This window comes from Pseudoleptotrichia goodfellowii, assembly GCF_007990505.1.
GTDB classification, from domain to species: Bacteria; Fusobacteriota; Fusobacteriia; order Fusobacteriales; family Leptotrichiaceae; genus Pseudoleptotrichia; species Pseudoleptotrichia goodfellowii.
This window is the reverse complement of sequence record NZ_AP019822.1, coordinates 1,183,401-1,199,090: the sequence shown is the minus strand read 5'-3', so window position 1 is coordinate 1,199,090 and position 15,690 is coordinate 1,183,401. Positions and strand designations below refer to the sequence as shown.

Below are 15,690 nucleotides of genomic sequence, written 5' to 3'. Positions count from 1 at the left end.
TGGTAGTAACGTAAGCTCCGCCTTCTTCCGAACGGATTTCTTCAGCCTGATTTCCGTTATTTTCAAAATTCCAGCTTCCTACATTGATATTTGATCCTTTTTTACCGTAAACTCCTACACCTTTGATGTTCGTACCTACTAATTTAATTGTAGCAGTTCTCCGTTAATTGTAGTACCTTCCGAAGCAATAACCGCAACTCCTCCTGTTCCTAACAATTCGATTGTGTTTGAAGTCAGAGTTACACTTCCTCCTGTTGCTCCTTTTTTCTTAGTAATAAATATTCCCGTTCCGGCAGTTGTTCCGTCTCCGATTTTCATATTTCCGCTGTATTTAATGTGACTGTCTTCATCGGCAAATATTCCTACTCCGTTTTTACCTGTTGTAATATCGGCTTTTATTTCATAAGGCGTTGCTGCAGTTGTTCCCTGACCGTCAGCATATACACCTATTGCATATTTTGCTTTATCTCCCGAAACAGCAGCATTTTTATCAACAGTATCTCCCACAGTAATTTTCTTTGTATAGTTGCTTATATCCGTATTGCCTTTTAATAACAGTCCTATTATTCCGTTTCCGCTAAGTCCATTATTTTTATAATTCAATTCAGGCGTAGATGCAGTCAATGCAGCAATATCCGAAGCCGAATTTCCCTGTAAATAAACTCCTACTCCGTATCCGGAAACTTTTCCGATATTTGTACCTGCCAATGAGCTGTTAGCACCGTTTACATAGTATGCAACTCTGTTTTGATTTACAGTACCCAGATTGATAACCGCACTGTCTGTATCTGCTACTTTTCCTCCCTCTGAGACATATACTGCCGAAGAACCGTTTGTGTCAACAGAATCTTTCAAATTAACTGTTCCTACTTTGGAAACAGTTGCTTTCGGTGCATAAATTCCTGCAGATCCGGCACTGTTTATATTTATTGTTCCGTTTTGATTATTTAATATTACAGCTGACTCGGTATTTGCAGCATCATTTTTTGCGTACATTCCTACTGATTTATTTGTATTTACATTAATAATATTTGCATTTTCCACATTTGCATTTTTTCCTGCTTCTGCCTGTGCAAACATTCCTATCAATGATTCGTAATTTTGTCCTGCAGCTCCTGCCAAATTAATAATTCCCGAGTTTTTAGCAGAATTTCCTGTTCCGTTATTTTTAGCGAAAATTCCAACTGCATTTTTATTTTTAAGATTAATTGTTCCTGTAGAAGTATTTTCTCCTGTTCCCGTTCCTGTTCCGTTATCACGGACAAATATTCCTACTCCGCTTTCAGCTTCTACTTCTATATTCTTATTATTTTTTACAGATGCCGAATCTTCCGACAGCATACCTAATGATTTTTTACCTCTTACATTGATTGTATCTTTGTTGTCAGCTTCGGAGTTTGCTCCTTTTGCTAACATGCCGACACCTTCTTCACCTGCCAATGTAACAGTTTTTTCATTTGTAATTTTAGCTCCGCTTTCCGCCATCATTCCTAAAGATTTATTGGCAGTAATATTTATTAAATTTTTGTTTATTGCTGAAGAATTTGTTCCTTTTGCCAACATGCCGATTGCTTCTTCACTTGCCACAGTAACAGTTTTTTCATTCGTAACATCTGAAGCGGCCTGTCCCAACATACCTACAGATTTTTTACTGTTTACATTTATTGCTCCTTTATTTATTCCTGTAGCATTTTTATTTGCCAGAATACCGATGTTTTCTTCATTGCTTGTGCCTGCTGTTAATGTAATTGTACCTGTATTTTCAGCTTTTACATTTCCTTTTGCAACTGTTGTAGAATCATTGTCTACCATCATTCCTACAGATTTTTTTGCAGTAACAATAATATTATTTTTATTTTCCAATGTTACTTTGGAACTTGCCGAAGGTCCTGATGCTGAAGTTATTTTTCCTAACATTCCCGCTGAAAGTTCATTGTTTATATTAATAGTTCCGGTAGACGCATCATTAACTCCCGAAAGAACTTTGTCTTTTCCGTCTAACTGAATCAATATTCCCGCAGACTCTTTTCCATCAACATTTATATTTTTCTTATTTATTGCATTTGTATTTTTAGCAAACATTCCTGCAGACTTCTCGTCTTTTGTTGTTATAGAGTTACTGTTTTCAAGCTCTGCTTCATCTCCCAACATTCCCGCTGAACTTTTCTTTTCCATTACTATAGTTCCGAGGTTTTTAGCCGTTGCAGAATTTGATTTGGAATATATTCCTACCGAACTGTCTTCTTTTAATGTAATCGTTCCATTTGTGTCGTTCAGCAAAGTAGAATTATCCTGACCGAATATTCCTGTGGAGTTTGCTTTATCCAAAGTAATAATATTCTTATTAGTTACTGTAGATGCTTTTCCTGCCATACCTACCGCATACGCTTTGCTTCCTGTAATACTTCCTTCATTTGTCAGTGTCGAAGCAGCTTCACCGAATATTCCTGTAGAGTATTCTGTTCCCAGTATAATTTGTCCTGTTGAAGTATTAGTAGCAGTTGAAGCATTCAAGGAAATCCCTGTCAGTCCTTCGCCGGCATTTGCAGGCGTTGCTGTCGTAGTCTCTATTTTTCCTGCATTTGTAACAGTAGAATTAACTTCACCGAATATTCCTGTAGAAGTTTTTCCTTTTAGAGTAATTGCGGCTCCGTTATCATTATATATTTTCGAGCTTTCTCCTACTATACCTACAGCTTTTTCTGCATTTCCGATAATGTTACCTTTATTTCTTAGTTCCTGACTTGTTTTACCGAATATTCCTGTAGATTCTTTTTTGTTTAAAGTTATAGTTCCTGCAGCTTCATTAACAGCCGTAGAATTATCAGCTGCCATACCTACTGCATTTTTATTATTTCCTGTAATATTTCCTTTGTTTGTTAATGTTGAACTGTTTTTACCATACATTCCTGTAGAGAAATCAGTTCCCAAAGTAATTTTTCCCGAAGTTTCATTAACTCCTGTCGAGTCGTCCAGTGAAATTCCTACTAATCCCTCAGCGGCAGCTGTAGGCGTTGCTGTTTTTGTTTCTATATTTCCGCTGTTAATTACATCGGATTTTGCATTTCCTATCATTCCTGCTGTTTTTATAGCCGACAGAATAATTCCTTCATTAGCAGCAGTTGGAGTATTTTTTAAAGTTGATTTTTCTCCCAACATTCCTGCAGAGCCTTCTTTTTTAACAGTAATTATTTTGTTGTTAACAGCATTGGATTTAGTTTTATCCTGAGTGCTTTCATTTTTAGCAAAAATACCCACTGAACCTTTTTGATCTACATCAATAGTTCCTGTATTTGTTGTATTTAAAGTTCCTGTTGCAGCACTGTCGTAGAGACTGTAAATAGCTGCCGATTTTTCAGGAACACCTGTCGGAGTCAATAGTGAAATTGTTCCCGCACTACTTACATTTTGAGTAGCTCCGGTTGTTAAATTTGCATATATACCTACTGAATTTTTATCTTTTACTTCTATATTTCCTGAAGATGTATTAGTAATATTTCCGTTTTTAACGGATATACCTGTTGAACTTTCTTTAGCCAAAGTAACTGTTCCCGAATTTGTTACAGCTCCTCCTTCACTTGATATAGCTGTACTTGATAAAGTCCCTATAGTAATAGTTCCGCTATTATTGGCAGTAGAAGTTCCATCTACTGAAATACCGACTAAACCTGTTCCTGCTGTACTTTCTATTCTTCCGCTGTTATTAACTTCAGAATTATCACTTGCCAAAATTCCTGCAGAGCCGTTTGCCGAAAGTTCAATTCCTTTGTTAGCTCCCGTTCCTGAATTTGTTATTTTGGATTTCTTTCCTGTAATTCCTACCGAATTTGCTCCGCTTACTTTAATAAATCCGCTGTTATTAACTTCTGATTTTGTATTATTTTGTGCAGAAGCATTTTCCGCATAAATTCCTGTTGAACTTGTCTGTACTACTTCAATAGTTCCGCTGTTATTAGTAGTCAATTTATTTGAAGTACTTGTCAGTTTTGCATAAATTCCTGCCGAACCTGATTTGGCACTCCCTTCAAGTTTTATTAGTCCTTCATTGCTTAAAGTTTTATCGGCATTACTAGACAACAATCCGTAAATTCCTGCTAAGCCTGAATCCTGAACATAAATTCCGGTATTTGGAGATGTTGCTCCTTTATTTGTAATATTTGAGTTACTTCCATAAATTCCTGCTGACTGTCCTTTTTCCAATACTATTTTTCCTGTGGTATCATTAAGTAATGTAGAATTATTTTCTCCTAAAATAGCAACAGAAGCTTGATTTTTCATTGTAACAGTTCCTTTGTTAGTTCCTGTACTTCCTTCTGTATAAATTCCTATTCCGTTATCTCTGTTGGACACAATATTTCCTGAGTTTAATGCTGTCGAAGCAGTTCCGCTTCCTTTAGTTGCAATAAGTCCTACATTGGTATTTGTTGTCAATGTTTTTCCTGCAGCAACTTCTACAGTAGATCCGTTTGTTCCTACCAATACCGAAGTTGAAGCTGCTCCGCCGTTTGTTACAGTATAATCAGAATCTAAAACAGCTTTTCCAGTATCTGTAGCATAAAATATACTTGCTCCTTCTCCAAAAGTAGTTATATTTATTTTATTTGACGAATTATTATTTAAATATTTACTTAACAACGGTGAAGTAGCATTCCCTTTTAAAAGTCCAAAAGTTGAATTTTTACCTAATACTACTTCTAATGTTTTTCCGGCGTTAATTTCAAATGTATTATTAAATTTTGTTCCGTCAGATGAATAAAGTCCTACTGCTCTTTCACCTATTGTTAGTTTTGTACTGTTAAACTTAACTTTTGCATTTCCGTCAGAATATATTCCTATTGTTGTTCCTGCATTAGCACCTGTTCCGCTGTCAGATAATACTATAGGAGCTTTTACATTTACTTCTCCTGTTGCATCTTTCACATAGAAAGCAATAGCATTGCTTCCTGCTTTTACAGTTCCGCCATTATGATCAAATTTATAATTTCCTTGAGCATAAATTCCTATATTTTCGGTTCCGATTAAGTTTGTATTCCCGTTTTCTCCCACATTTACATATATATTACCTGTATTAGTGAAATTTATTTTATTCGCTGCCGTCTGTCCGTCCAAAACGATAGCTTTATTTTTCTTTTTAGTAGATGTTACCTGTATTGTTCCGGTATTTGCAAAAGTGTCTTCTTTTCCATAGAAACCAATAGAGTTTTCTGCATTATCTTTTACACTTATTGTTCCGCTGTTTGAAGAATTTCCACCTTTTATTAAAGCAAAACCGACAGATTCATTTCCTGTTACGTTTATTGTTCCTTCGTTTATTCCTCTTCCATGATTCACTTTATCGACACTGTATCTTAAGTCATCTAAAGTAGCACCGAATTCTGAAGAATGAGCAGAGTTATTTACTACAAATCCGTAGTTTTTTATTCCTCCTACAGTAATAGTTGAGCCTGATTTTGCAGTAATATCCCCACTTCTATTCAATTTACGTCCTGTTGTTTGTGTACCGTTTAATTTACCGTCATTCAGGTCTACAGAGGTATCTCCAACCAAAGCCCCTATACTGTTTTCCGCAACTGCCCCTAAAGTGATATTTTTGTGTAATTCTACTGTTTTTGTACCTACTACATCTCCTGAAGTATTTCGATTTCCCATACTATCAATTTCATTGACCTTTACAGGACGGGTAGGTACTCCCGCAAATACTCCTACTGCTTCTTCTACTTTATCTGTTTTTGTTTTACTGTTTGCATTACTTCCTTGAGTAAGTGATGCCTGATTTCCGATATTGATATTTCCTTCAAGAATTACTTCCTGTATTTCTTGTAATAAACCGACAGCAATACTTTCATCTCCAAGTATATTTATACTTCCTGTGTTGTATATTCCACTTATATATTTTTTATTGGCATCTCCTGCAAGAGCAGAACGTCCCAATTCTCCTCCTGGTAAATAACGTACACCTGCCATATTTCTTTCTGCTTTTAAATTATGATTATTTGCGTTATAATTAGCCCCCGGAGCCATCAAACTTGCTGGAACACCGGCATTAAACACTGTTAATATTCCGAAACTCTTACTTCCATTTAAATTAACTGTTCCTGTATTATCAGCTTTCATCAATACTTTTGCACGTTCACTTTTAGGATCTCTTGATACTATTCTAAGAGGTGTCACTCCCCAACTTCCAGGTTGCCAGTTATTAGGATCTTCAGGTTTTAATTGTATTCCGGCACTTGAAGGTGCATTTAATTCTATTTTATTTTCGTTTATCATATGTGTCATTGTTGTATTGTTGGAAGCATCAGCATTATTGAAACCAAAAGCTATGTGCTCTTTATTCGCAGTCCCTGTACTCGGATCCGTTGCAAGTCCGGTAATAGTTCCTGCATTGACAACAGTTGCTATTGTAGGAGCTGTTGCAGAACCGCTATGTCCTCCCTGCAAATCAATTCCTACATTTTTTACAGCTTGTAGATTAATCGTAGCTTCTGATCTTATAGTTCTTGTTTGATTTACCTCATCTACAACTAAAGCTCTATTATTTCCTTTTGTTACATTTATTGTTTGAGTCCTTGGAACAGTAAATACATTACCTACACCGTTATTTATAGTAACAAAATTACCATTATGATTTTCGGTTACATTCAATGTTGTAGGGATTGCACCTAAATAATTCCAAGCTTGACTTCGCATAATATACCCATTTTTAGCATCCCCTGACGGATCAATAACAAAATCAACCGGCTTAATTTGTGGTGAAACAACTTGCGGAGCCACTACAGTCGGCGGTGTAGCTATCGTCAAAGCATTAATACTTGGTGCTGTTACATTTATATTTATGTTCGGTGCTGTTAAAACGCTTGGTGCACTTGGTGTAACTGAAATATTTGGCACTGATGGTGCACTTGGTGCTGTCAGTGCATTTGGTGCGTTTGGTGGTGTTATACTTATATTTATAACAGGAGCTCCCGGAGCAGTCGGTGCTGTAGGAGCACTCGGTGCAGTTATATTTAAAGCACTGATTTCCACTTTCTCAACTTCAGGAAGCGTAATTACAGGGGCATCCAGAGGTTTATTTACCTGAGGATTTACTATAGGTGCCTCCAGTTCGTTTATTGCAGGCTGAGTAATGTTCAATGTTATAGCCTGTTTTGTAACTTCTTTTGGAGAAATACGTGCCAATATCTCAACTTCCGATGTAGGTTCTTTAAGATTTCTCAAATCTACCAATCCCCAACTTCTGTTTCCGTTAGTCGAAGAGCTTATTGAATTATCCCTGTCAATAGAAATACCGCCTGAAGAGTTACTTATGTTTTGCCACGAACCCAAAGGATCATTTCCCGGAGTTAAAGGACCTCCTCCTGTACTTTTATTTTGAACCATATCCATTGCATTTCTGACTTTCCAGTTACTTCTTGAATAAATACCTTCATAGGGATATTTTTCCTGTTTATCTCCCAATCCTTTGTATGTTCCGCTCCAATTGTTGTAAAAGTAGTTCATTCCGAACTGCCATGAACTCCATGGAGATTTTATAACCTGATCTCCCTGTTCCATTAGTTGAATTAATTCCAAATTGGCATTTTTCAATAACCTGTTATTATCTCTTTTTGCCTGTCTGAACATAATTTTCATATCGTTAATGGATGAATTTAAATCTTTTTTAGCCGAATTTATAGAATTTTCAGTATTTTCCAATTCGGAAGATGTAAGACCCGCTGAAAAAGAAAGCATACCTGTCAATAAAAAAGTCAATAATAAACTTCTTGAATACTTAACATCTTTGCATCTTTTTGCCAATGCTCTTAAATCCTTTTCCATCTGTTTAAGATTATTACTCATTTTTTCACTCCTTTTTGTTATTTTTAATTTTCTTTAGTTGAATATTATAAATTACTTATAAAAAAATCTAATCATAATAGTTTTTTCTTATTTTTTATACATGTTTTAGTGTACAAAAATAACATTTCTTTACTATAACATTTTTTACATAATTTTCAAAGTATTTTAAAAAAATTTTTTTACATTTTTTTTCTGAAATTTCCAATATTTTAGAGTTTGTATCACTTGTTTACTATATTAAAAAAATTTCTTTACTATTGTAAATTTTAAATAATTATTGTATACTTTAGTGATAAATTATTTTTAGGAGGGAAAAATGGTTATAAAACCTAGATTAAAAGGAAGTTTGGCTCTTGTTAATCATCCTATCGGAGCCTACGAATTTGTGAAAAGGCAGATTGATTATGTAAAATCGCAAGATAAATATACAGGACCTAAAAAAGTACTTATAATAGGATCATCTTCAGGATACGGACTTGCTTCAAGAATTTCTTTGGCATTCGGAGCAGGAGCTGACACTATCGGAGTAGCTTACGAAAAAGGTGTAGAAGGAAAAAGAACAGGAAGTGCAGGTTGGTGGAACACTATTGCTTTCAATGAAGCTGCAAAAAAAGAAGGTTTAATTTCAAAAAACTTCATGGGTGATGCTTTTTCAAATGAAATGAAACAAGATGTTATAAAATATATAAAAGAAGAATTCGGCGGGAAAATAGATTTATTGATTTACAGCTTGGCAAGTGCTGTAAGAACTGATCCCAAAGACGGAGTTACATACAGATCGGCTTTAAAATCTACTGAAAAAGAAATTGTCGGTCCGTCAATCAATCTTGAAAAAGAAGAAATTGAAGAAACTATTATGGGGGTTGCCACTCCCGAAGAAATCCACAGTACAGTAAAAGTAATGGGTGGAGAAGACTGGAAACTTTGGGTTGAGGCTCTTGACGAAGCGGGAGTTATTGATAACAGATTTAAGACAGTAGCTTATTCGTATTTAGGACCTAAAGTAACATACGGAATTTACAAAGACGGTACTATCGGAGCTGCGAAAAGAGATTTGGAACATACTTCCGACACATTAAACGATTTCTTAAAGAAAAAATATGACGGAGAAGCTTTTGTATCATTAAGCAAAGCACTTATGACAAGGGCAAGTGCTGTTATACCGATATTCCCTCTGTATGCCGCTTTACTTTACAGAGTTATGAAAGAAAAAGGACTGCATGAAGGAACTATCGAACAGAAACACAGACTTCTGAAAGATATGATTTACGGAAATAAACGTGAAATTGATTCCGAAAGAAGATTAAGACCTGACAACTGGGAAATGCGTGAAGATGTTCAAGCTGAAGTGGAAGATTTATGGGATAAAGTTACTCCTGAAAACTTCAAAGAAATAAGTGATTATAAAGGTGCAAGAGAAGAATTTATGAACTTAAGCGGTTTCGGCTTTGATAATGTCGATTATGACGCTGATATTGATTTGGACGAACTTGCAAAATTACAACCGTAATTGTTAAAAAAAATTGTCTTAGACTGAGGAATTAATTTTCCTGTTTAAGACAATTTTTAAATACTTCTTATTATTCTGATCTACTGTACTCCTGTATTTTTTCAATATTCCCATCTAATTCTTTTTTCTGTTTCAATCTGATTATTGTTACACCCCTATATCTTTTCTGTAATAAATATTATCAAAGTTTATTTTTTTTATCTTATCGTAAGCTGTTTTTCTTGCTTCTTCAGGGGAATCTCCCAAACTTACGACATTCAGAACTCTTCCGCCCGCAGTAAAAAAATCTCCGTTTTCCTTTTTTGCTCCTGCTATAAACAATATATTTTGCTCATCTTCCTGAAAATCCTTTATTCCTTTAATTATATCACCTTTATTGTATTTTTCAGGATAACCTCCTGCTACAGCTACAACACAGCACGAATATAACGGTTTCCACTTTATTTCTACTTCCGATAACCTTTTATCAAATGAATTTTCTATTATGTCCATTAAATCTGTTTCAAGCAAAGGTAATACTGCCTGTGTTTCCGGATCTCCTAATCTCATATTGTATTCCAGTAAATATACACCTTTTTTCGTAATCATCAATCCGAAAAATATTACTCCTTCAAAGTCCATCCCCTCATTTTTAAGACCTTTCAATGTAGGTGCCATTATTTTTTCCTTAAATTCCTGAAATACTTCATCAGTTACGTATGGATTCGGAGAAATTACTCCCATGCCCCCTGTGTTCAATCCTGTTTCATTTTCTCCGATTTTTTTATGATCCTTTGCAGATAATAGCGGCAGAATTACATTACAATCGGTAAAAGAAAGGATAGATGCCTCTTTTCCATCCAGATATTCCTCTATCACTATTTTATTTCCTGAGGAAGCAAATTTTTTATTAATCATAATGTCCGTTACCGCTTCTTTTGCCTCTTTAAGATTTTGTGCAATTATTACTCCTTTTCCTGCTGCAAGCCCGCTCGCTTTAACTACTACCGGAAAATTTTCTTTTCCATAATTATCCAAATAATTCATCGCATCTTCATATCTGTCAAAAATTTCATAAGTTGCCGTTTTTATGTCATATTTTTTCATAAAATCTTTTGCATAAGCCTTACTTCCTTCAAGTAAAGCTGCTTTTTTATCCGGTCCGAATATTTTGAGATTATTTTTTCTAAACTCATCAACTATTCCCTGCATCAGCAGTTCTTCACTTCCGACAATAGTCAAATCAATACTGTTTTTCTTTGCAAAATTTATATATTCTCCTATACTTGACAATTCCAAATTTTCTACAGTATCTATCAGTTCTGAGCCTGCATTTCCGGGTGCAATATATATTTTCTCAACTTTTCTGTTTTGGGAAAGTTTCCATGCAATCGCATGTTCTCTACCGCCTGCACCTACTATAAGTATTTTCATTATTCCTCCTTTAAATCCTCCGGTTTCTGATGTTCAGGACAATCTTCCAAATAGCATTTCCTCATAAATTTAGGACATATTTTTATTTCAGGTTTATGATCACTGCTTACAATTTTTTCATTTCTTTTCTTAAATTTCTTTCTATTTTTTCAAAATCCTTTTTTATTACATTTTTTATATAATCTCAATTTTCTTCAATTTTTAGATACTCTTCCACAACCTTCAAATTTTACAACGTGAAAAATGTGTTAGTGAGCGTAACAAAAACATCCTTTTTGTTTTTGTAGCGAACGGGCATTTTTGAGTATGTAAAATTTGAGGTTGATAAGTTTTTTGCCCTACTTTTTTTCAAAAAAGTAGGTATAAAATTTAATGTTTAAAATGTCTTATCCCTGTAAATACCATACTTATCCCATGTTCATTGCAAGCATCTACAGATTCCTGATCTCTCATCGAGCCTCCCGGTTGTACTATAGCTTTTATTCCGTATTTGGCAGCTTCATCCACACAATCTCTGAACGGGAAAAAAGCATCAGATGCAAGCACTGCTCCTTCCAATGATTCTCCTTCTCCTTTGGCATGTTCAAGAGCATGAATTGTAGCCCATATTCTATTTGTCTGACCTGTTCCGATACCTTTGGCAGTACCGTCTTTCACTACTACAATCGCATTAGATTTGACGTGTTTTACCACTTTCATTCCCAAAATCACATCCTGTTTTTCTCTTTCACTCGGTTGTTTTTCAGTTACGACTTTCATTTCTTCTATCATTTTTGTGTTTGTTTCCTGAACAAGTATTCCTCCGTCCACTTTAATATACTCAAGTTTATCCTGAGAACAAGGAACTTCACACTGTATTACTCTCAAATTTTTCTTATTTTTCAATATTTCAAGGGCTTCTTCAGAATAAGAAGGAGCGATTACTATTTCTAAAAATATTTTATTTAATTCTTCGGCAGTTTTTGCATCTATTTCTCTGTTTATTGCAACAATTCCTCCGAATATAGAAACAGGGTCGCTGTCATGAGCTTTCTTATAGGCTGTAAATACGTCTTCTCCTATAGCCGTTCCGCATGGAGTCGAGTGTTTTACCGCACAGCAGGCTATCTCATCAAATTCTCCAGTTACTTTCCATGCTATGTCCATATCTCTTATATTGTTAAAAGACAATTCTTTTCCGTTTAACTGAACAAAATTTTTCATACTTCCATTTTCCGTAGTTGACACATAGTAAGCTGAAGTTTGATGAGGATTTTCTCCGTATCTTAAATCAAATTTCTTTTCATAAGACAAACTCAAATATTTCGGATATTCTTCATCAAGAAGGAAATTGGAAATAGCCGCATCATAAGCAGACGTGAGGTTAAACACTTTTCCTGCCAGTTTTTTTCTTGTTTCTAAAGAAGTTTCCCCTTTACTTTCCAATTCTTCCCGTACCTTTGCATAATCTTCGGTATCACATATTACTGTTACATCTGCAAAAGACTTTGCAGCGGATCTGAGCATTGTAGGTCCGCCTATATCGATAAATTCGATTTTCTCGTCAAAACTTTTATCTGTCTGTACTTCTCTGAAAAAAGGATAAAGATTTACAATTACAAAATCTATCGTTTGAATCCCTTCTTTTTCAATAGTTTCCATATGTTCCTTATTATTTCTTACAGCGAGTATTCCTCCATGTATATTCGGATGCAGAGTTTTCACTCTTCCGTCAAGCATTTCCTTAAAATTGGTTACTTCGGAAATTTCAGTTACTTCAAGCCCATTTTCTTTCAAATATCTGTATGTTCCTCCTGTAGATACTATTTCTACATTTTTCTCATATAAAAATCTTGCAAATTCAAGTATTCCGCTTTTATCAAAAACACTTATCAAAGCTCTTTTTTTCAAATTAATATTCCTCCCGTTAATTTATTTTCCCCGATTTTTTAAACTCTTTCATTTTCCAGAAGTTTTATTATCCCCTGTGTCAGCAGTATATGCTCTTTTTCCAGAACTTTTTTTTGCAGACTTTCAGGCGTATCATTTTCAGAAACTTCTACTTTAATGCTCATTATAGGCTCTCCTGTATCTATCCCGGAATCCACATAATGAATGGTGCAGCCGCTTTCTTTTTCCTTATTTTTTATGACCGCCTCGTGTACTTTCATTCCGCACATTCCCTTTCCTCCGTATTTAGGAAGTAATGACGGATGAATATTGATTATCTTTTTTTCCCATTTTCCGATAAATTCTTCTGACAATATGGACAAATATCCTGCCAGTATTATATAGGAAGTCTTTTCATTATTTTTCTCCAAAATTTTATTTATTTTATCCGAAAGTTTATCCCCGTATATCTTTCTATCCAGTAAAACTGATTTGATTTTATGTTTTTCAGCTCTTTCCAAAGCATAACAGAATCTGTCGGCTATCACATATGAAATTTCACAATTCAAATTTCCGTTTTCAATATTATTAATAATTGTTTGCAAATTTGACCCTGAACCTGATACCAAAACTGCGATTTTCGGTTTTATTTCAGACATATTTTTTTATCTCCTTTACTTATATAGCCTATTTCATATGCAGTTTCACCGTTTTCTCTTAAAATTTCCATAGCTTTTTCACTGTCTTTTTTATCAAGAATAACTGTAAATCCTACTCCCATATTAAATGTTCCCCACATTTCATCTTCATTTACATTTTTAAATTTATCATTTTTAAATAACGGATGAATTTGTATTTTTTCTTTTTCAATATTGGCACACAATCCTTCAGGAATTATTCTCGGAATATTTTCTATGAGACCTCCTCCTGTTATATGAGCCATTCCGTTCACTTTAATATTTTCAGTCAATTTTTGAATTGATTTTACATATATTTTTGTAGGTGTGAGCAGATATTCTCCTACAGTTTTTCCTTCGTATTCTTCATTCAAATCGGTAAAAAGTTTTCTTATTAATGAAAATCCGTTACTGTGAGCACCGCTGGAAGAAAGAGCAATAATCACATTTCCTTCCTTTATATCGGAGCCGTTTACAATTTTATCTTCTTCTACGACTCCCACTGCAAACCCCGCTATATCATACTCTCCGTGAGCATAAAATCCGGGCATTTCCGCCGTTTCTCCTCCTATCAGTGAAGCTTCCGACTGGAGACAGCCTTCAACTACTCCTTTTATTATTTCCGAAGACACATCCGAATCAAGTTTTCCGCATGCAAGATAATCCAAAAAGAATAAAGGTTTCGCTCCGTGACATAATATGTCGTTTATACACATTGCCACGCAGTCAATTCCTACAGTGTCGTATTTTCCTGTTTCAAAGGCAATTTTCAATTTCGTTCCGACACCGTCAGTTCCCGACACAAGCACCGGCTTTTTATAATCTCCAAGCTTATACAATGCTCCAAAACTGCCCAGTTCATTCATAACATTACTGCTGTATGTGCTTTTTACCTTTTCTTTTATTTTCTCTACGGTTTTATATCCTTCTTCCTTATCCACACCGGAATCTTTATAAGAAATCGCCATTTTATTTTTCCTTTCTATTTACATTAAATACTTAAAAAATTTAATCTTTAAAACAATCCAAATTCACATCTTTATTCTGTAATGCTTTCTTTATATTTTCTATTGAAAGATAATCCAACGATGTTGCACCGATATAATCTCTTATTTCATCGATTGTCATTGTATTTCCTATAAGTTCATTTTCACTGGCAATATTCACTCCGAAATAAGACTCGCTTATAACGACAGGAGATGCCGAACGGAAATGCACTTCTTTTGCTCCCGCCTCAAAAAGAATTTTTATAAGAATTTTTGAAGTAGTCCCTCTTACAAGCGAATCGTCCACTACAACGATTCTTTTATTCTCAATAAGACTTTTCATCGAATTAAGTTTAACTCTTACGGCATTTTCTCTAAGTTCCTGTGTAGGCAAAATAAATGTTCTTCCTACATATTTATTCTTCAGAAGAGCCGTTCCATAAGGAATACCGCTTGCTTCGGAATATCCGATAGCTGCAGGCACTCCTGAATCCGGGACTCCTATTACCAAATCAGCTTCTATCGGATTCTGCTTATATAAAAGTTTTCCGGCTTCATGTCTTGAGCTGTATACATTTATCCCGTCAATAACACTGTCGGGACGTGCAAAATATATATATTCAAAAGATGAAAAGGATTTTTTCTTTTTATTCGCATATCTTATTGATTCTATTCCCTGTTTGTCGATAACTACTATTTCTCCCGGCTCTATATCCCTCACAAACTCAGCATTTACTGCATCCAATGCACACGATTCGGAAGCCAGAACGTAAACTCCGTCTTCTCTCATTCCCAGACATAAAGGTCTTGTTCCTAAAGGATCTCTTATTCCGATTAATTTATCCTCTATTATAACCGCAATAGCAAAAGAGCCTTTCAGTTTTTTCAATGTGTTTAGAATAGCCTGATCATATCCGAATTTCCCGTTTTTTCCCAATAATTTCAGAATAATTTCCGTATCGGTTTTAGTTTGGAAAATCGAGCCGTTTTTCATCAGTTCTTCTTTCAACTCTTTTGTGTTCAATAAGTTCCCGTTATGAACAATAGCAACTTTTCCCATGATCGATTCGCCTCTTAGCGGCTGATAACTGTGTGAAGACGCTCCTCCTTCGGTAGCATATTTCAAATGTCCCACAAGGATATTTCCTGAATAAGACTGTAAGTCTTTTAATGAAAATACATCGGCTACAAGACCTCTTCCTTTAACAGTTTTCAGTTTTACTTCGTTTTCCGATATAGAGTCTGCAATACTGAAACCTGCACTTTCCTGTCCTCTATGTTGTAACGCATACATTCCGTAGTATGCAAGTCCCGCAAGATCCGTTCTCAATTTTCTTGAATAAAGAGCAAAAACTCCTCCTTCTTCAATTTTATCTGCACTTTTTACACTCGCCAT

7 protein-coding genes are annotated in these 15,690 nt (G+C 35.0%); 1 reads left to right on the top strand and 6 read right to left on the bottom strand.

Annotation, left to right across the window (positions count from 1 at the left end):
- Positions 1-138: 138 nt before the first annotated feature.
- Complete coding sequence (locus tag FVE72_RS11570) at positions 139-7,839, bottom strand: autotransporter-associated N-terminal domain-containing protein (RefSeq protein WP_146966455.1); 7,701 nt, start codon at positions 7,837-7,839, stop codon at positions 139-141.
- 316 nt (positions 7,840-8,155) lie between these two features.
- On the opposite strand from FVE72_RS11570, the gene fabV reads away from it, so the two are divergent.
- Complete coding sequence (fabV, locus tag FVE72_RS05930; RefSeq protein WP_026737639.1) at positions 8,156-9,349, top strand: enoyl-ACP reductase FabV; 1,194 nt, start codon at positions 8,156-8,158, stop codon at positions 9,347-9,349.
- Positions 9,350-9,496: 147 nt separating this feature from the next.
- On the opposite strand, the gene purD is transcribed toward fabV, so the two are convergent.
- From purD to purF, 5 genes are all read right to left on the bottom strand, one after another.
- A complete protein-coding gene (gene purD, locus FVE72_RS05925; protein WP_146966452.1) occupies positions 9,497-10,762 on the bottom strand; it encodes a phosphoribosylamine--glycine ligase in 1,266 nt (421 codons plus the stop codon).
- 369 nt (positions 10,763-11,131) lie between these two features.
- Entirely contained in the window at positions 11,132-12,652 is a 1,521-nt protein-coding gene (gene purH, locus FVE72_RS05920) for a bifunctional phosphoribosylaminoimidazolecarboxamide formyltransferase/IMP cyclohydrolase (RefSeq protein WP_026737638.1), read from the bottom strand.
- A 38-nt stretch (positions 12,653-12,690) separates the two neighbouring features.
- Positions 12,691-13,290, bottom strand: coding sequence for a phosphoribosylglycinamide formyltransferase (purN, locus tag FVE72_RS05915; protein ID WP_026737637.1), 600 nt, complete (start codon positions 13,288-13,290; stop codon positions 12,691-12,693).
- Positions 13,278-14,276: a phosphoribosylformylglycinamidine cyclo-ligase gene (gene purM / locus FVE72_RS05910; protein WP_146966450.1), complete on the bottom strand. Its 999-nt coding sequence runs from the start codon at positions 14,274-14,276 to the stop codon at positions 13,278-13,280. The genes purN and purM overlap by 13 nt, the downstream gene beginning before the upstream one ends.
- Positions 14,277-14,316: 40 nt before the next feature.
- Entirely contained in the window at positions 14,317-15,690 is a 1,374-nt protein-coding gene (gene purF / locus FVE72_RS05905) for an amidophosphoribosyltransferase (RefSeq protein ID WP_051411758.1), read from the bottom strand.